This window comes from Streptomyces sp. NPDC058375, assembly GCF_042723425.1.
In the GTDB taxonomy this organism is placed as follows: Bacteria; Actinomycetota; Actinomycetes; order Streptomycetales; family Streptomycetaceae; genus Streptomyces; species Streptomyces durocortorensis.
Genome location: NZ_JBHXJG010000146.1, coordinates 1 through 18,119, shown reverse-complemented (window position 1 = coordinate 18,119; position 18,119 = coordinate 1). Strand labels below are relative to the sequence as shown.

The following is an 18,119-nucleotide window of genomic DNA, read 5'->3' as shown; positions in this document are numbered from 1 at the left end:
GCCCGGTCCTGCGGGCGGCCTCGCGGCGGACTCTGCCTGCCCGGGCAGAGAGAAGACCCGGTCAGAGGGCACGGGGGATGGCCCCCCGACCGGGTCGATCAGGGACACCGGCGAGACTGCCGGTGCGGGCTGGTGCGGGAACGAACGGCCGGGGAGGGGCGCGTCAGTGCGCGCTCGGCTCCGGCTTCGTCACCTCGTGCTTGTCCTCGGCGGAGCTCCCGCCGCCGGGGTTGCGGGGCTTGACGAACAGCGTGGCCGCGAGCGCCAGGAGCAGCAGCCCGGCGCACACGTAACTGGACACCTCGATCGCGTCCGCCATCGCCTGGCGTGCGGCGTCGGCGGCGGACGCCGTCTGCGGGTCCGCCGCGAGGCCCGGGATGACCGAACCGGCGCTGTCGGTCACCACACCGCTCAGCTCCCGGGCCTGTTCGTCGGGAACCCCGGAGCCGGTCAGGCTGTCGCGCAGATTGGAGGTGATCGTGGTGAAGAACAGGGTCGTCAGCACCGCGATGCCGAGCGCGGCGCCGAGTTCGCGGGACGCGCTCTGGATGCCCGAGCCCTGTCCGGCGCTCTCGGCGGGCACGTCCACGAGCACGATGTTGGTGACCTGCGCGGTGGCGAAGCCGACCCCGATGCCGTAGACGAACAGGGCGATCGCGATCAGCCACCAGGCGCTGTCGGTGGCCGCGATCAGGCCCAGCATGGCCAGGCCCGCCGCTTCGAGGATCAGGCCGACGCGCACCAGGGTGATCGGCGTGCTGGACATCGAGAAGCTCGCGCCGCTGGCGCAGAAGCTGCCCGCCGCGAGGGCGACGAGCGCCAGGCCCGCCTGGAACGCGCTGTAGTCGAGGGCGAACTGCAGCCAGAGCGGCATCACCGCGATGATGCCGAACTCACCGAGTCCGACGACCAGCGTGACGACGTTGCCGTTGCGGAACGAGGCGATGGAGAACAGCCGCACATCCATCAGCGGCTCTTCGTTGCGCCGGCTGAGAGCCGCCTGACGCCGCCAGAAGACCACCATGACGAGGATGGACACGACGAACGCGACGAACACCGGGGAGGGGCCGCCGCTCCAGGAGATGCCGCCGACCTCCAGCGGTTCGATGGTCTTGAGCCAGCCGTACGTACGGCCCTCGATCAGCCCGAACGCGAGGAAGCCGAGCCCGATCGCCGACAGGACGCCGCCGAGGACGTCGATGCTGCCGCGCGTACGGGGGGATGCGGGCAGGTAGTAGAGGGCGCCGGCGATGATCAGCGCCACCAGCGGGATGTTGATGCCGAAGGCCCAGCGCCAGGAGAAGTCGGCGAGCCAGCCGCCCAGCAGCGGACCGACGGCCGCCGCGGCGCCGATGGTCGAGCCCCAGACGGCGAACGCCTGCCCTCGGGCCTTGCCGGTGAACGTCGCGTTCACCAGGGCCAGCGAGGTCGGCAGGATCATGGCGCCGCCGATGCCCTGCAGGAAGCGGGCGAGGATCAGCAGGCCGCCGTTGGGAGCGACCGCCGCCACCAGGCTGGTGAGCCCGAAGACGACGAGGCCGATGAGGAAGATCTTGCGGGCTCCGTGCAGGTCGGACAGGCGCCCGGAGATCAGGAGCAGGGCCGCGAAGATGATCGCGTACGACTCCTGGACCCACTGGGCCTCGACCGAGGTGACCTCCAGGTCCTCAATGATCGGGGCGAGGATCACGTTGACGATGGTGATGTCGACAACGATCAGAGCCACGCCCAAGGACACGGCGACGAGGCCGAGCCATTGACGCATGGACGGGGTTTCTTCTGTGGCGCTCACGGTTCCTCCACCCTGGTGTATCTTTACAGCGAAGGTAACTCTACGCACTGTGGCTTGTCAACCCGAGTAGCGGAGTGGCGGGGGTACGCAAGGGGGTGCGCAGAGAGGTACGCGAAGAGGGCGGGGTAACCGAAGAGGGCCAAAGGCCGTTGACGGCGACAGCAAGGCATCTGCACAACCGAGAGGCCCCCCATGCCCCCCTCAGCAGTCCACTTCAACGGCGGGGTCAACCTGCCGGACCCCGCCACCGTGATGCGGACACTCGCCGAACAGGTCCCCGTCGGCGTCCGCCGCCTGCCCGACGGGGAGACCGGCGGCCGCTCCCAGTGGATCGGCTTCCAGCTCCCCCGCGTCCTCGCCGCACCCGGCCTGCGGGAGGTCGGCGGTGACGACGACGCGTACACGGGCGGCCCCGCCGCCGCCCTCGACGGGGACACCGACCCGGACACGATCGACTGGGGCGACCTCGGCTACGCCACGGAGTACCGGAAGTCCTACGCGGTCTTCACGGGGCTCCGCGACGAGGGCGTCGTCTCCGCCGGCGTACGGATGCAGGCCGAGTACCCGACCCCGGTCGCGGTCTCCATGCTCTTCCACCCCGACGACAAGGACCGGATCGCCCCGTCCTACGAGCGCGCGCTCCTCGCCGACGTGGACGAGCTCGTGCGCAGCGTTCCGCACGACGACCTCGCCGTGCAGTGGGACGTGGCGGTGGAGACCGTCACGATCGACCAGCAGCCCGAGCTGCTCGAACCGCTGACGGCCCGGCTGGCGGCGCTCGTCGACCACCTGCCGGCGGCCGTGCCGGTCGGACTGCACCTGTGTTACGGCGACTTCGAGCACCGGCACATGGTCGAGCCGAAGTCCCTGGCGAACCAGGTCGCCATCGCCAACGCGGTGACCCGGGCCGCCGAACGCGCCCCGGCCTGGATCTCCTTCACCGCCCCGCAGGACCGCGACGACGAGGCGTACTTCTCGCCGCTGGCCGACCTCCGCACCGCCCCGGAGACCGAGATCTACCTGTCGGTCGTGCCCTACCACCCCGGGAAACAGGCCGAGGGGACGACCGAGCGGCAGATCGCGCTCATCGACCGCCACCTGCCCGCCGACGCCCGGCCCTGGGGCATCTGCACCGAGTGCGGCATGGCGCGGGCCGAGCGCGAGGACGTACCGCGGCTGATCGAACTGCACCGCGAGATCCTCGCGCTGCACACTCCGGGCTCGTAACCCCGGCACCCCGGACCGGCCGCCCGCAGCGTGGGCGGCCGGTCCGTTCTTTTGTCCAGGTCGACGACGCCCCCTGGAACGAGAGGCCTTGACAAGGCGACCTGCGATGAAGAAGATGTTGTCCATATTGGAATGTGTGTGTCCGGGCGTTGTTTTACGCCCCTGATCCCGACACCACCGTTTCCCACCGACCGACCCGCAGCGGACAGCGAGCGCCGAGATATTTTTCGGCGCTTTTTCGTGTGCCCGAAACGCATGCCCGAAACGTGTGCCCGAAACGTGTGCCCAAAAGGAGACGAATGAAAGCCCTCTTCATTGCCGCGGGGACGAGCCCTGCGGGCGTATTCGCCCTGGCTCCGCTCGCGACGGCACTGCGCAACGCCGGCCACGAGATCATCGTCGCGGCCTTCGACGAACTCACCCCGGCCATCGAGGGCGTGGGGCTGCCCCCGGTCGCCGTGGTCACCGAGCACACCACCGAGAGCATCAAGCAGCTGGACCGGCCCGGCGGCCCCATCGAGTTCCCCTGGTCTCCCGAGCAGGAACTCCCGTACGTCGGGCGGTGGTTCGGGCGGCAGGCGGCGGTGAGCCTGGAAGGGCTGCTGGCCCTCACCAAGAGCTGGAGCCCGGATGTGGTGATCGGCGGGACCGACGCGTACGCCGCCGCGCTGCTCGGGGCCCACCTCGGTATCCCGCACGTCCGGCAGGCCTGGGACTGGCTGCACTTCGACGGCGGGGAGCGGTACGCGAACGAGGAGCTGGCCCCCGAGCTGTCGGCCATCGGACTCGACCGGCTGCCCGACCCCGACCTGTTCATCGACCTCTGCCCGCCCAGCCTGCTGCCGCCCGGCGCGACCCCGGGCATCCCGATGCGGTGGGTGCCGGGCAACCGGCAGCGCACGCTGGAACCGTGGATGTACGAACGCGGCGAGCGCCCCCGGATCTGCGTCACCTACGGCAGCTTCCGGACCGCCATGCCCGAGATCTTCGACCACCTCTGCGGGCTGATAACCAAGCTCACCGACCTGGACGCCGAGATCGTGGTGGCGGCCAACGACGAGGCGGCCGAGAAGCTGCGCGCCCGCTTCCCGCAGGTCCGCAGCGGCTGGGTGCCACTGGAGTTCCTCGTTCGCACCTGCGACACGATCGTGCACAGCGGCGGGCTGACCGCGCTCAACGCGATGGCCGCCGGCACCCCGCAGGTCGTGCTCAACCAGTTCGAGGCGTTCCAGCCCTCGCTGCGGCTGCTGGAACAGCAGGGTTCGGGGCTGGTCCTGCACCGCGAGGCCGGCTCCCCCCAGGGCACGTTCGAGGCGTGCGGCACCATCCTGGCCGACGAGCGTTACGCCCGGCAGGCGCGGGAACTCGCCGCCGAGCTCAACTCGTTGCCGACGCCCAACGACGTCGTCGCCGACCTGGAGAGGCTGGTGCGGTCGTGAGCAGTTACGGAGCGGATCACGCGGACGTCTACGACGCCGTCTACCGGGGCCGGGGCAAGGACTACGCGGCGGAGGCGGACGACGTCATGCGGCTGCTGCGCGAGCGGCGGCCCGACATCGGCAGTCTGCTGGACGTCGCCTGCGGCACCGGCGCCCATCTGGACGCCCTGCGCAAGTCGGTCGACCACGTCGAGGGCGTCGAACTCGCCCCGGCGATGCACGCGCTGGCGGTGGAGCGGCTGCCCGGCGTGGCGGTCCACCACGACGACATGCGCACCTTCGACCTCGGCCGCACCTTCGACGCGATCACCTGCATGTTCTCCTCGGTCGGGTATCTGACGTCGACCGAGGAACTGGACCGCACCCTGGCGGTGTTCCGGCGCCATCTGACGCCGGGCGGAGTGGTGCTGGTCGAGCCGTGGTGGTTCCCGGAGGAGTTCCTGGACGGGTACATCGGGTCCGCCGTCGTGGAGGTGGACGGCCGCACGATCGCCCGGGTCTCGCACACGGTCCGCGAGGGCGACTCCACCCGGATGACCGTCGAGTACACGGTGGGCGAGCCCGCCACCGGACTGCGCCGGTTCTCCGACACGCACGTGCTCTCGCTGTTCACCAGGGAGCAGTACGAGCGTGCCTTCGAGCGGGCCGGGCTGGCGGTCGAGTACGTCATCGGCGGCCCCTCGGGGCGCGGGCTGTTCCTCGCCACCGCGCCGGACGCCGCACCCGCGTCCGCACTCGCCGCCGCGTCCGGCGAACAGGCACGGGAGGCGCGATGACGGCCTCCGCCGCGCCGGGCCGGGTCGGCGCCGTGCGGCCCTGCGAGCTGATGGACCTCCAGACCATCGTCGACAGCCGCGGCCACCTGTCCGTGGTCGAGGGAATCAAGGACATCGGCTTCGATATCAAGCGGCTCTTCTACCTTTACTCCTTGCCGGTGGACTCGATGCGCGGCGACCACGCTCACCGTAATCTGGAGCAATTGGTCATCGCCGTTTCGGGCAGTTTCGACGTGATGGTCGACGACACCGCGGAAACGGCGGTCTTCCGGCTGGACAGTCCGCATCAGGGCCTCTACATCGGGCCGATGGTGTGGAACGGCCTCACCAACTTCTCCGAAGGCGCGGTCGCCCTGGTCCTGGCCTCCGAGCATTACGACGAGGCCGATTATTACCGCGAGTATCAGGAATTCGCGGCGGACGCCGGACGGCTGCGGTGAACATTCCCTTCCTCGATCTCAAGGCGCCCCACGCGGAGATCCGGGAGGAGCTGGACGCGGCGTACCACCGGGTGATGGACTCGGGCTGGTTCCTGCTGGGATCGGAACTGGAGGCGTTCGAGAGCGAGTTCGCCGCCTACTGCGGGGCCGAGCACTGCGTGGCGGTGGGCAGCGGCTGCGACGCCCTGGAGTTGGCGCTGCGGGGCCTGGGCATCGGTCCGGGTGACGAGGTGATCGTCCCCAGCGCGACGTACATCGCCACCTGGCTCTCCGTGTCGGCCGCCGGGGCCACCCCGGTGCCGGTGGAGGTGGACCCGGCCACCCATCTGCTCGACCCCGCCCGGGTGGCGGCGGCGGTCACCCCGGCCACCCGGGCCGTCATGCCGGTCCACCTCTACGGTCAGGCCGCGGACCTCGACGCGCTGCGGCGCGTCGCCGAGGCGCACGGGCTGGCGGTGGTGGACGACGCCGCCCAGGCGCACGGCGCCCGCTACCGGGGCCGGCGGGTGGGCACCGGAACCACGGCGACCGCGTTCAGCTTCTATCCCGGCAAGAACCTCGGGGCGCTCGGCGACGGCGGGGCGGTGCTGACGGCGGACGCCGAACTGGCCGACCGGCTCCGGCTGTTGCGCAACTACGGCTCCCGGCGCAAGTACCACCACGAGATCCTCGCCACCAACTCCCGCCTCGACGAGCTGCAGGCGGCCGTGCTGCGGGTCAAGCTCGGCCATCTGGACCGCTGGAACCGCCGCCGGGCGGAGATCGCCGGGCAGTACCGGGCGGGGCTCGCGGGGCTGCCGGGCCTGCGGCTCCCCGAGGCCCCGCCGGACACCGAACCCGCGTGGCATCTGTTCGTCGTCGGCTGCGACGACCGGGACCGGTTGCAGAAGAGCCTCACCGGCGCGGGCGTCGGCACTCTGGTCCACTATCCGGTCCCGGTCCACCTCTCGCAGGCCTATGCCGACGCCGACCGGTGGCCGGCCGGTTCCCATCCGGTCGCGGAGTCCATCGCCGAGCAGGTGCTGAGCCTGCCCATGGGGCCCCATCTGAGCGACCGGGACGTGTCGGACGTGATCGCGGCCGTCCGCGCCGCGCTCCACTGACCGCACCGCGCCCCGCTGACCTCACCGCGCCCCGCGTCCGACCGCGCCTCCTCCTCGTACCCCTTCCGTACCCGCGACCGAAAGGTTCCGCACCCATGCAGACACCGCCCCACCTGCCGCCCTCCGTCCGCGTGCTCCAGCTCGCCACCGCGAGCTGGATGGCCGCGGCCGTGAGCGCCGTCGCCGAACTGGGCGTCGCCGACGCGCTGTCGGACGGCCCCCGCCCCGTGGACGAGATCGCCGGGGCGGTCGGCGCCCACGGCCCGACGCTCTACCGACTGCTGCGCGCCGCGGCCGACATCGGTCTCGTCGAGGAGCGCGCGGAGGAGGTGTTCGCCCTGACCGAGGTCGGCGAGGCGCTCCGCAGCGACTCGCCGGCCTCGATGCGAAACTTCGCCCGGTGGGTCGGGCTCCCCGCCGACCGGAACACCTGGGCCGGGCTCGCCGACAGCGTCCGGACCGGCGAGCCCGCCTTCGAGCGGGTGCACGGCCAGGACGTCTGGGACTTCATGCGGGAGCGGGCCGACGTCTCCGGCGTGTTCGACGACGCCATGAGCGAGGCCTCGCGCAACCTGATCGCCCCGGTGGTCGGCGCGTTCGACTTCGGGGGCATCGGCACCCTGGTCGACGTGGCGGGCGGTCACGGTGCGCTGCTCGCCGCGGTGCTCGCCGCCAACCCGGACGTCCGCGGCGTGCTGTACGACCAGCCGGACGTGGTCGCGGGGGCGGGTTCGGCGTTCAAGGACTCCGGCACCGACAGCCGGGTGGAGGTCGTCGGGGGCGACTTCTTCGACTCCGTACCGCCGGGCGCGGACGCCTATCTGCTCTCCAACGTCATCCACGACTGGGACGACGCGCACTCGCTCACGATCCTGCGCAACTGCCGGGAGGCGCTCGCCGAGGGCGGCCGGGTGCTGCTGGTCGAGGCGGTCATGCCGGACCGGAGCGAGCCGTCACCGACCGTCACCCTGATGGACCTCAACATGCTGGTGCTCTGCGGCGGACGCCAGCGCACCCGGGCCGAGTTCGCGGACCTCTTCGAGCGGGCCGGCCTGAAGCTCACCCGGATCGTCCGGGCCGGGCTGCACAGCGTCGTCGAAGCCGTCCGCGCCTGACCCCGACCTCGAACCCGAGCCAAGCGGAGGACCGAGCCCATGCCGTTCATCACACCGGACAACGGATCGCTCACGGTGTTCAACCTGTTCGACACCACGAGCCCCGATGCGCAGAAGATCCTGCTCGACACCATGGAAGGGATCATCGACGGGGCGAACTACCCCGGCTGGCGGTCCTCCACCCTGCACGGCGGCATCGACCAGCCGTGCGCCGCGAACTACATCCAGTGGCGCAGCGTCGCGGACCTTCAGGAGCGCTACGAGGGCGAGAACTTCAAGCACAACACCGTGCCGCACTTCAGTGAGCTGACCACCTCGGTGCACCTGCTCAAGACGGAGGTGGTCTCCACCCGGCTGCACGCCGCGCTGGAGCACATCGAGATAGGCCCCCACCGGGACGACTTCACCGTGATCGTCATCATGGGCGTCGATCCGTCCGACCAGGCGCGGCTGGTGGAGCTGTTCACCGAGCCGGACGAGTGGATGCAGGAGGTGCCGGGCTTCCGCTCCAACTCCATTCTGCGCGGCCTCGACGGCGACTATGTCGTCAACTACGCGCAGTGGGACGACCGCGAGTCCTACGAGCGGTTCCACAAACTGCCCGAGGAGGACCGTCCGGCGCACTCCCGGGCGATGCGGGCGGCGGCCCGGCCGCTGCTGACGTCCCGGTCGTCCAACACGTACGAGGTCGTGTACTCCCGGTCGGCCGCCGACCAGCCGGCCGGTGACCGGTGACCGCCACGATCCCCCCGTCCGCCCATGACGCGGCCTCCGCCGCGCGGCCGGTCCCCGGTCCGGTCGTCGTCGGGCCCGAGGACCACCGTTACGCCGAACTGGTGCGGGGCGACAACTACCGGTTCGTCGGCACCCCCGACCACGTCGAGCTGGTCCGTACGACCGAGCAGGTCGCCGACGCGCTGCGGCGGGCCCTGGCCGCGGGCCGGCGGGTGGCCGTCCGCAGCGGCGGGCACTGCGGCGAGGCGTTCATCGCCGACCCCGGGGTGCGGGTCGTCCTCGACCTGTCGCTGATGTCGGCGGTGTACCACGACCCGGAGCGCGAGGCCGTCGCGATCGAGACCGGGGCGACCGTGGGGCACATCTACAAGACGCTGTACCGCGAGTGGGGCGTGACGCTGCCCGCCGGGGTGTGCACCGCGGTGGGCGCGGGCGGCCACATCAGCGGCGGCGGGTACGGTCCGCTGTCCCGGCTGCACGGGCTGGTCGCCGACCATCTGTACGCCGTCGAGGTGGTGCACGTCGACGCGGCCGGGGAGGTCGCCGTCACGGTCGCCACCCGCGAACCCGACGACCCGAACCGCGAGTTGTGGTGGGCGCACACCGGGGGCGGCGGGGGCAACTTCGGCATCGTCACCCGGTTCTGGATGCGCTCCCCCGGGGCCACCGGCACCGACCCGGCCGAGCTGCTGCCCAAACCGCCCGCCTCCCTGCTGCTCGCCATGGTGACCTGGTCGTGGGAGCAGGTGGACCTGCCGGCGTTCACCCGGATCATCAAGAACTTCATGGCCTGGCACGTGGAGCACAGCGGGCCCGACTCCCCGTACGCGGGCCTGTTCGCCTCCCTGTGGGTGCGGCACCGCTCGGGCGGCGACCTGACGATGTTCGTGCAGATGGACCCGACCGCGCCGGACGCCGACACCGCCCTGGGCTCCTTCCTCGCCGCCGTGGACGAGGGCACCGGGGTGGAGCCGTTCGCGATCCGTTACGAGCTGCCGTGGCTGACGGCCGCCCGCCACATGGGGCAGGGCGACTCCGGTCCGGTCCTGGGCGCGCGGACCAAGTCCAAGGCCGCCTACCTGCGGGGCGTCCACACCGACGAGCAGATCGCCGGGCTGTACCGGAACTTCACCGGCGAGGACTACTTCGGCCGTGAGTCGCTGATGATGCTCAACGGGTACGGCGGCGCCATCAACGCGGTCGCCCCCGGGGACACCTCGTCCGCCCAGCGCGACTCGGTGATCAAGGCCGCCTACTCCGCCGCCTGGAACGACCCCGGCGAGGACGCGTTCCACATCGCCTGGCTGCGCGGCCTGTACGGGGAGCTGTTCGCTGACACGGGCGGCGCGCCGGTCTCCGGCGAGCTGGCCGACGGCTCGTACATCAACTATCCCGACATCGACCTGGCCGACCCGGAGTGCAACACCTCGGGCGTGCCGTGGCACGAGCTCTATTACAAGGAGAACTACGTCCGGCTGCAGGCCGTGAAGGCGGCCTTCGACCCCCTGGACGTGTTCCACCACCAGTTGTCGGTGCGGCTCCCGTCGTCCGGCACGACGACGTCCGCGGCCACGCCCCGAGTGCGGGAGAACCAGATGACCTACGCCTCCGACCACATCCCCGACCGGTACGACTTCGAGGACATGTACACCGGCGCGGCGGACGCTCCGCCCGTCCAGCCCTGGGACATCGGCAGGCCGCAGCCCGCCCTGGTCGCGGTCGCGGAGGCCGGACTGATCACCGGGGACGTGCTGGACGTGGGCTGCGGGCTCGGCGACAACGCCGCGTACCTCGCCTCCCGGGGGCACGCCGTCACCGCGGTCGACGTCTCCGCGACGGCGGTGTCCGAGGCCCGTCTGCGGGCCGCGGCGAAGGGGGTGGAGGTCGACTTCCTGGTGGCGGACGCCACCCGGCTGGAGGGCGTCGAGGGACGCTTCGACACCGTCGTGGACAGTGCGTGCTTCCACGCCCTGGCCGAGGACGAGCGGGAGCGCTACCTGAAGGTGCTCCACGACGCCTGCCGGCCGGGGGCGCGGCTGCACATGTTCTGCTTCGCCGAGGAGCTGGACGCCCCGTTCCCCGGACCGCACCGGCACAGCGCGGTGAACCTGCGCCGGATGGTCGGGAGCGTCTGGGACGTGGTGGCCGTCGAGGCGGTGGCGTACAGCAGTTCTCTGCGGCCGGAGGACATCGCGGCCATGATCAAGGAGGAGTACCCGGACGCCGAGGTCACGGCGGACCAGTTGGCGGGTCTGCGGCTGGACGAGACGGGCCGGGCGACGATGCCGGTCTGGCACGTGACGGCGGAGCGCAGGGCCTGAGTGCGCCGCGGGCCCTGCGGGCCGGTCCGTCGGGATCGGTCCGCAAGGCCCGTCGTACGCGTGCTTCGTGCTTCGTGCTTCGTGCTTCGTGCTTCGTGCTTCGTGCCGGGAGGGTTACGAACGGGACGCGTGCAGGAAGCGGCCGGTCATCGACTCCCCGGTCTTCGGCATCAGGCCGGGGGGGCCTTCGTAGACGATGCGGCCGCCGTCGTCCCCGGCGCCGGGCCCGAGGTCGACGACCCAGTCCGCGTGGGCGACGATGTCGAGGTTGTGCTCGATGACGATGACCGAGGCGCCGCCGTCGACGAGCCCGTCCAGCAGGCGGATCAGGTTGTCGACGTCCGCCAGGTGCAGCCCGGTCGACGGCTCGTCGAGGATGTACGTCCTGGCGTTCCTGCGCATCTCGATGGCGAGCCGCAGGCGCTGGCGCTCCCCGCCGGACAGGGTGGTGAGCGGCTGGCCCAGGCTGATGTAGCCGAGCCCGACGTCCTTCAGCGCGGCGAGCACCGGGGTGACGGACTTCTCCGTCTTCTCCGTGAAGAAGTCCGCCGCGGTGTCGATGGACATCGCCAGCACGTCGGCGATGCTCCGGCCGCGCAGGTGGTAGGCGAGGACCTCGTCGGTGAACCGGCGGCCCTCGCACTTCTCGCAGGTGGTCGGCACGGCGGTCATGTAGCCGAGGTCCGTGTAGGTGACGCCGAGCCCCTTGCAGACGGGGCAGGCGCCTTCGGAGTTGGCGCTGAAGAGCCCGGCCTTGACCTTGTTGGCGGCGGCGAAGGCCTCGCGGATGCCGTCGAGCATGCCGGTGTAGGTGGCCGGGTTGGACCGGCGGGAGCCCTTGATGGGCGACTGGTCGACGATCGCGGCCTCCGCCTCCTTCGGCAGCGACCCGAGGACGAGGGAGCTCTTGCCCGCCCCGGCCACGCCGGTGATCGCGGTGAGGACGCGGAGCGGGATGCTGACGCTGACGTCGCGCAGGTTGTGCAGGGACGCCGACTTGATGTCGAGCGAGCCGACGGGTTCGCGCACCTCGGTCTTGAGGGGCCGGCGGACCGAGAGGTGGGATCCGGTCGGGGTGCCCGACTTCTTCAGCCCGGCGACGTCACCCTGGTAGACGACCTGTCCGCCGCCCAGTCCGGCACCCGGGCCGATGTCGACGACGTGGTCGGCGGCCGCGATGACCTCGGGGTTGTGCTCGACGACCAGCACGGTGTTGCCCTTGTCCCGCAGGCGCTCCAGCAGGCCGATCATGCGCCGGGTGTCGTGGGCGTGCAGACCGGCGGTGGGCTCGTCGAAGACGTAGGTGAGTTCGGTGAGGCTGGAGTCCAGGTGGCGGACCATCTTGATCCGCTGGGCCTCGCCGCCCGACAGGGTGCCGGCGGCGCGGTCGAGGCTGAGGTAGCCGAGGCCGATCTCCACCAGGTTGTCGAGGATCGAGACCAGGCCGTCCTTGAGCGGGCCGATCCCCTTCGCGGGCAACGTGGCGGCCCACCGGCTCAGTTCGGTGATCTGCATGCCGTTGCAGTCGGCGATGCTCACCCCGCCGATGCGGCAGGCGCGGGCGGCCTCGTTGAGCCGGGTGCCGGAGCAGGCGGAGCAGGGGCCGGTGGTCCCGATCGCCTCGACGGCGCGCCGGACGTGCGGGCGCAGCGAGTCGGCGTCCTTGGAGAGGTAGAGGCGTTGGATCTTGTCCAGGACGCCTTCGTACGCCATGTTGTAGCCGCCGGTCTTCACGACGTCGCCGGTCCCGGTGAGCAGCTGCTCCCAGTCCTTCTCGGTGAACTTCCCCAGCGGGAGGTCGTTGTCGAAGAAGCCGGACTCGGTGTAGATCTTCCAGAAGACCGAGCCCACGGCGAAGTTGGGGAAGGTGATCGCCCCTTCGTTGAGCGACAGGGAGCGGTCGAAGATGCCCTCGACGTCGATGGAGGAGGCGCGTCCGACGCCTCCGCACTCCTGGCACATGCCGGCCGGGTCGTTGAAGGAGAGGGCGCTGGGGCTCGGCACGGCCGGGGATCCCACCCGGGCGAAGACGATCCGCAGCATCGTCCAGGTGTCGGTCGCGGTGCCCACGGTGGAGCGGGAGTTGGCGCCGATGCGTTCCTGGTCGACGACGATGGCCGCGTTGAGGTTCTCCAGGCTGTCGACGTCGGGACGGGGCAGCGTCGGCATCTGCGACTGGAGGAACGCCGGGTAGGTCTCGTTGATGAGGCGCTGGGACTCGGCCGCGATCGTGTCGAACGCGAGCGAGGACTTGCCGGAGCCGGAGACTCCGGTGAAAACGACGAGACTCCGCTTGGGGATGTCGAGATCGACGCCGGTGAGGTTGTTCTCGCGGGCTCCCCGCACCCGGATCACCCGGTCGAAGTCCGCCGGGGAACCGCCCGCGCGTGCTGACGCTTTCGATGAGCTCACTCTGTAGTCCCGTTCCTTGTGTGGGAACCCCTCGGGCGGCGCTCGTCGTACTCGTCGGCGAGCAGGGAGTCCATGGTGTCGCGGAGCTGGGCGATGAAGTCCTCGAACTGCTGGAGCTGGGCGGGGCTGTACCGGGCCATGGCCTCGGCCATGCGCTGGGCGTAGGGGCCGAAGAACTCCTCGGCCCGCGGCCTGACGTCGGGGCTGCTGCGCAGCGTCACGATCCGGCGGTCGGTGTGTTCCCGGGTCCGCACGATGTGCCCGGCCGTCTCCAGCCGGTTCAGCAGGGTCGCGGTGGCGCCGGACGAGAGGGAGATCCGCTCGCTCAACCGGGCGGGCGACAACGGCACGCCCTGGTCCTCCGCATAGAGGATCTCGGTCAGGGCCGCGGCGTCCGTGGAGTGCAGCCCGAGCCAGGTCGCGAAACGCTGCGTGAACTCGGTGTAGTTCGCGCCGAACGCCCGGAGTCCGTCCATGAGGCGGTCACGCTGGGCCTCAAGTGCACCGGAGTCCGCTTCCTCCATCGACATGCTCCAACTTCCCCATCTGCCTGGGTGACACGCTCCGTCACCGGGTTTGACAACTTACCCGAGGGAAAATATCTTCATGACGAAGATACACCAGTAGGGAGATAGATGGTGCGGGGGCGAGGCGGCCCCGTACCGGAGCGCCCACGTCTTGTCCGTCAGGCACGTGCACACAAGTGATCGTCGCGACGGCCGGCATCCGAACCGGTCGACGCTGGGGGGCTTTTGAATGCCGTTGCAGATATCCGTGACACGCGAACAACCCGTCCGCCCGCCCGAGGGGGCCTCGTGAAGGCGCTGGTCCTGGCCGGGGGCTCCGGCACCCGCATGCTCCCGCTCACGCACACCACCGCGAAGCAGCTGGTGCCCGTCGCCAACAAGCCCGTCCTCTACTTCGGCCTGGAGGCCATCGCCCAGGCGGGGATCACGGAGGTCGGCGTCATCGTCGGCGACACCGCGGACGAGATCCGCGAGGCGGTCGGCGACGGTTCGAAGTTCGGCCTGGACATCACCTACATCCCGCAGCACAAGCCGCTCGGACTGGCCCACGCGGTCGTGATCGCCCGTGAGTTCCTCGGCGACTCCGACTTCGTGATGTACCTCGGGGACAACTTCATCGTGGGCGGGATCACCGACCTCGTGGAGAACTTCCGCCGCGAGCGGCCGGACGCCCAGATCCTGCTGACCCGGGTTTCCGACCCCACCGTCTTCGGCGTGGCCGAACTGGACGGTCAGGGACGCGTGGTGTCCCTGGAGGAGAAGCCCACGGTGCCGCGCAGCGACCTGGCGATCGTCGGCGTCTACCTCTTCACCCCGGCCGTCCACGAGGCGGTGCGCGCGATCCGGCCCTCCCTGCGCGGGGAGCTGGAGATCACCCACGCCCTTCAGTGGCTCATCGACGAGCGGCGGGACGTGCGCTCGACCACGGTGCCCGGGTACTGGAAGGACACCGGCAACGTCATGGACATGCTGGAGGTGAACCGGCTGGTCCTGGAGACCCTGGAGCTGCGCATCGAGGGCGACGTCGACGAGGAGAGCCAGATCATCGGCCGGGTCCGGATCGAGGAGGGGGCGCGGGTCCGCAGGTCGCGGATCGTGGGCCCCGCCGTGATCGGCCGCTCCACCGTGATCAGCGACTCGTACATCGGCGCCTACACCTCGGTGGCGGAGGACTGCCGGATCGAGCACAGCGAGATCGAGTTCTCCATCATGCTGCGGGGTTCGTCGATCGTGGGGGTCGGCCGGGTCGAGGCGTCGATGATCGGACGCAACGTCACCGTCACCCCGGCGCCCGCCGTCCCGCACGCCCACCGGCTGGTCCTCGGCGACCACAGCCGCGTGCAGATCTCCTCATGACCGCCACCGGGGTCCTGGTGACCGGAGGCGCGGGCTTCATCGGCTCCCATTACGTACGTACGCTCCTCGGCCCCGGCGGGCCGGGCGACGTCACGGTCACCGTGCTGGACAAGCTGACCTACGCGGGGAACCCGGAGAATCTGCGGGAGGTCCGCGACGACCCCCGGTTCTCCTTCGTCCAGGGCGACATCTGTGACGAGCCCCTCGTCGCCCGGCTGACCGAGCGGGCCCGCCACATCGTGCACTTCGCCGCCGAGTCCCATGTGGACCGCTCCATCCTCGGCTCGGCCGCGTTCGTACGGACCAATGTCCTGGGCACACAGGTCCTGCTCGACGCGGCCCTGCGCGCCGGCTCCCGGACGTTCGTCCACGTCTCCACCGACGAGGTGTACGGGTCGATCGACGAGGGATCGTGGTCGGAGGATCATCCGCTCGACCCCACGTCCCCGTACTCCGCCTCCAAGGCGTCGAGCGATCTGCTGGCCCTGAGCTACCACCGCACGCACGGACTGGACGTGCGCGTGACCCGGTGCTCCAACAACTACGGCCACCACCACTTCCCGGAGAAGGTCATCCCGCTGTTCGTGACCAACCTGCTCGACGGGCTGACGGTTCCGCTCTACGGGGACGGGGGCAACGTCCGCGACTGGCTCCATATCGACGACCATGTGCGCGGGATCGAGCTGGTGCGGAGGGCGGGCCGCCCGGGCGAGGTGTACAACATCGGCGGCGGCACCGAACTGACCAACCTCGAACTGCTCAAGCTGCTGCTGGCGGAGTGCGGCGCGGGCTGGGAAAGAGTGGAGTACGTCACCGACCGCAAGGGGCACGACCGGCGCTACTCCGTCGACTGGACGAAGATCCGGACCGAGTTGGGATACCAGCCTCAAAAGGATTTCACCAAGGGGCTCGCCGAGACCATTTCCTGGTACCGGGAGAACCGAACATGGTGGGAGCCGTTGAAGGCGAGGGCGGCACTGTAAGGGGCAGCAGAATGGCCGTGGCCTGAAACAATCGGACCGTTCGAACGTGAACGCTGCCCGAACGGGCTTCGACGGGCAATCCCCGGACGCCCGCCCCGGGGACGCTCATTCGCGCCAGGTAAAGAATCCTGTAAAAAATTCTAATCAGCAGATATGATCCTGTCCGACCAGTGCTGCAAGGGGGCCAACTCCCTTCGTTCACCCTGGAGGGCATGTGATTAAGGTTCTGCTCGCCGAAGACGTGCACATGGTACGGGGGGCTTTGATCGCGCTGCTGACGCGAGAGAAGGACATTGACGTCGTGGCAGAACTGGGCGACAGCGCGAAGATACTGCCCACAGCCCGACTGCACCGGCCGGATGTCGCGGTGATCGACATAGACATGCCCGGCGAGAGCGATCTCTCGACGGTTGAGAAGGTTCATTCCGAACTACCACAGACGCGAGCCCTGATCCTCACCAACCACTGGCGGCCGGCGACGGTGCGCAGAGCGCTGAACATGGGGGTCGGCGGGTTCCTGCTCAAGGACTCGCCACCCGAGAACCTCGTCAGCGCGGTACGGGAACTCGCGGCCGGGCGCCGGGTCATCGACGCGGATCTGGCCGTATCCGCCTGGCAGGCGCCGACGCCTCCGCTCACCGACCGCGAGATGGAAGTGCTCCGGCTGGCCGCCGGCGGTGAGGGCGTGACAGATATAGCAGCCCGCCTCCATCTCTCCCCCGGCACCATACGCAACTACCTCACCACCGTGGCGACAAAACTCAACGCTCGCACCCGGGTGGACGCCGTCCGCATCGCGCTCAATGCCGGCTGGCTGTGACCGTACCCGCCGTCTGAACGCCTACTACTGGTATACCCGAAATGCTGCCGTGCCCGATAGTGCGTCGGGCACGGCAGTGGCATGAATTTCTCATGATCGAGTCGGAACTTTCCCCTGTGTGCTCATGATGGATGCACTGCCGTCCGGACTTCCCGTCGAATACCTTTGAAGCGCGAATAGGTCATCGGTACATGCCGGAGCCGGGGGAAGTGAAACACTGCTATGGGATGTCTGTCGTCCAGTGATGTGAAACAAAAAGAAACCGAGAGTTCACACAGTTGTTCCACAGGGAACACGCAGAGAGTTCTGTGCGAAACGTGTACGGAAAAGCTCGCCGTCTTCCTGCGTGAGCTCCCCGCCCTCTATCTCCATTGTGGAGCTCTGCTCGGGGGTACGCACACGCCGCGGGAAAAGGTGTCGAATTCCGGTCGCGGGCAGGGGATGCCCTTCAACACGGCGGCGGCCGACGTACGCTCCCGCATCATCACGCTGCTGGCGTCCTGGGCGTCCCTCATCGCGGACGAGCGCGGCCTGCGGCCGCCGCCACGCCGGGTGGACCTGCTGGCCGGCTTCGTCCGGGCGAATCTGACCTGGCTGTCCTGCCACGGCGCGGCGCCCGAGGCGGCCGAGGAATTCGGCGCGCTGGCCCGGGCCGCCCAGTGGGTCCACGAGCCCCGGCCGGTGCGCACCATCCCCGTCGGCAATTGCGTGCTGACCGACTGCCCCGGGAAACTCCGGGCCGTGGTCAAGGGGGTGCCGGGCGGCAGCCCGCGGCCCTCGGAGATACGGTGCAGCGCCGACGAATCGCATCGGTGGGCGTATGAGGAGTGGACGGCGCTGGAAATGCGAATGCAGAAACGCTCCGCGCCGGTCCGCACCTGGTACAGCGTGTCGGACATCGGACTCCTGAGCGATATCCCGGCCGGGAGCATCTACCGGCTCGCCAACCAGCACCGGTGGCGTCGTCAGAAAGTCTCCGGCAAGGTCTACTACCACCACGCGGACGTCACCGCCGTATTGGGCGGATAGCCGACACGACCGACGAAAAAAGAGGGGCGGGTGGGGTACGGGAG

Annotated in this window: 15 protein-coding genes; 12 read left to right on the top strand and 3 right to left on the bottom strand. The window is 69.9% G+C overall.

Annotated elements, in window-relative coordinates; translation table 11 throughout:
* Positions 1-163: 163 nt before the first annotated feature.
* Positions 164-1,765 (bottom strand): DHA2 family efflux MFS transporter permease subunit, encoded by a 1,602-nt coding sequence (locus ACFWM7_RS22410; protein WP_383263232.1) that lies wholly within the window; start codon positions 1,763-1,765, stop codon positions 164-166.
* A gap of 219 nt (positions 1,766-1,984) precedes the next feature.
* Between ACFWM7_RS22410 and ACFWM7_RS22405 the strand changes: the two genes are divergently transcribed.
* The 8 genes from ACFWM7_RS22405 to ACFWM7_RS22370 all read left to right on the top strand — a co-directional run bounded on the left by ACFWM7_RS22405 (position 1,985) and on the right by ACFWM7_RS22370 (position 10,948).
* Entirely contained in the window at positions 1,985-3,019 is a 1,035-nt protein-coding gene (locus ACFWM7_RS22405) for a hypothetical protein (protein WP_383263230.1), read from the top strand.
* A gap of 299 nt (positions 3,020-3,318) precedes the next feature.
* On the top strand, positions 3,319-4,458 hold the full coding sequence (locus tag ACFWM7_RS22400; protein ID WP_383263228.1) for a glycosyltransferase: 1,140 nt from the start codon (positions 3,319-3,321) through the stop codon (positions 4,456-4,458).
* Complete coding sequence (locus ACFWM7_RS22395; protein WP_383263227.1) at positions 4,455-5,234, top strand: class I SAM-dependent DNA methyltransferase; 780 nt, start codon at positions 4,455-4,457, stop codon at positions 5,232-5,234. The genes ACFWM7_RS22400 and ACFWM7_RS22395 overlap by 4 nt, the downstream gene beginning before the upstream one ends.
* Entirely contained in the window at positions 5,231-5,674 is a 444-nt protein-coding gene (locus tag ACFWM7_RS22390; protein WP_383263225.1) for a sugar 3,4-ketoisomerase, read from the top strand. The genes ACFWM7_RS22395 and ACFWM7_RS22390 overlap by 4 nt, the downstream gene beginning before the upstream one ends.
* Positions 5,671-6,777 (top strand): DegT/DnrJ/EryC1/StrS family aminotransferase, encoded by a 1,107-nt coding sequence (locus ACFWM7_RS22385; protein WP_383263223.1) that lies wholly within the window; start codon positions 5,671-5,673, stop codon positions 6,775-6,777. Before ACFWM7_RS22390 ends, ACFWM7_RS22385 begins: the two co-directional genes overlap by 4 nt.
* A 95-nt stretch (positions 6,778-6,872) precedes the next feature.
* Positions 6,873-7,892 (top strand): methyltransferase, encoded by a 1,020-nt coding sequence (locus ACFWM7_RS22380; protein ID WP_383263222.1) that lies wholly within the window; start codon positions 6,873-6,875, stop codon positions 7,890-7,892.
* Positions 7,893-7,931: 39 nt separating this feature from the next.
* On the top strand, positions 7,932-8,627 hold the full coding sequence (locus tag ACFWM7_RS22375) for an antibiotic biosynthesis monooxygenase family protein (RefSeq protein ID WP_383263220.1): 696 nt from the start codon (positions 7,932-7,934) through the stop codon (positions 8,625-8,627).
* Positions 8,624-10,948: a methyltransferase domain-containing protein gene (locus tag ACFWM7_RS22370; protein ID WP_383263218.1), complete on the top strand. Its 2,325-nt coding sequence runs from the start codon at positions 8,624-8,626 to the stop codon at positions 10,946-10,948. Before ACFWM7_RS22375 ends, ACFWM7_RS22370 begins: the two co-directional genes overlap by 4 nt.
* A 114-nt stretch (positions 10,949-11,062) precedes the next feature.
* Here ACFWM7_RS22370 and ACFWM7_RS22365 read toward each other — a convergent pair whose 3' ends face one another.
* Positions 11,063-13,360 (bottom strand): ATP-binding cassette domain-containing protein, encoded by a 2,298-nt coding sequence (locus ACFWM7_RS22365; protein ID WP_383263217.1) that lies wholly within the window; start codon positions 13,358-13,360, stop codon positions 11,063-11,065.
* Entirely contained in the window at positions 13,357-13,890 is a 534-nt protein-coding gene (locus ACFWM7_RS22360) for a MarR family winged helix-turn-helix transcriptional regulator (RefSeq protein WP_383263215.1), read from the bottom strand. The genes ACFWM7_RS22365 and ACFWM7_RS22360 overlap by 4 nt, the downstream gene beginning before the upstream one ends.
* A 285-nt stretch (positions 13,891-14,175) precedes the next feature.
* Between ACFWM7_RS22360 and ACFWM7_RS22355 the strand changes: the two genes are divergently transcribed.
* The 4 genes from ACFWM7_RS22355 (at position 14,176) to ACFWM7_RS22340 (ending at position 18,075) form a co-directional block, all read left to right on the top strand.
* Positions 14,176-15,243: a glucose-1-phosphate thymidylyltransferase gene (locus ACFWM7_RS22355; RefSeq protein WP_383263214.1), complete on the top strand. Its 1,068-nt coding sequence runs from the start codon at positions 14,176-14,178 to the stop codon at positions 15,241-15,243.
* Positions 15,240-16,226: a dTDP-glucose 4,6-dehydratase gene (rfbB, locus tag ACFWM7_RS22350; RefSeq protein ID WP_383263212.1), complete on the top strand. Its 987-nt coding sequence runs from the start codon at positions 15,240-15,242 to the stop codon at positions 16,224-16,226. Before ACFWM7_RS22355 ends, rfbB begins: the two co-directional genes overlap by 4 nt.
* Positions 16,227-16,440: 214 nt before the next feature.
* On the top strand, positions 16,441-17,046 hold the full coding sequence (locus ACFWM7_RS22345) for a DNA-binding response regulator (protein ID WP_383263210.1): 606 nt from the start codon (positions 16,441-16,443) through the stop codon (positions 17,044-17,046).
* A 441-nt stretch (positions 17,047-17,487) separates the two neighbouring features.
* A complete protein-coding gene (locus ACFWM7_RS22340; protein WP_383263208.1) occupies positions 17,488-18,075 on the top strand; it encodes a hypothetical protein in 588 nt (195 codons plus the stop codon).
* The last annotated feature ends 44 nt before the right edge of the window (positions 18,076-18,119 follow it).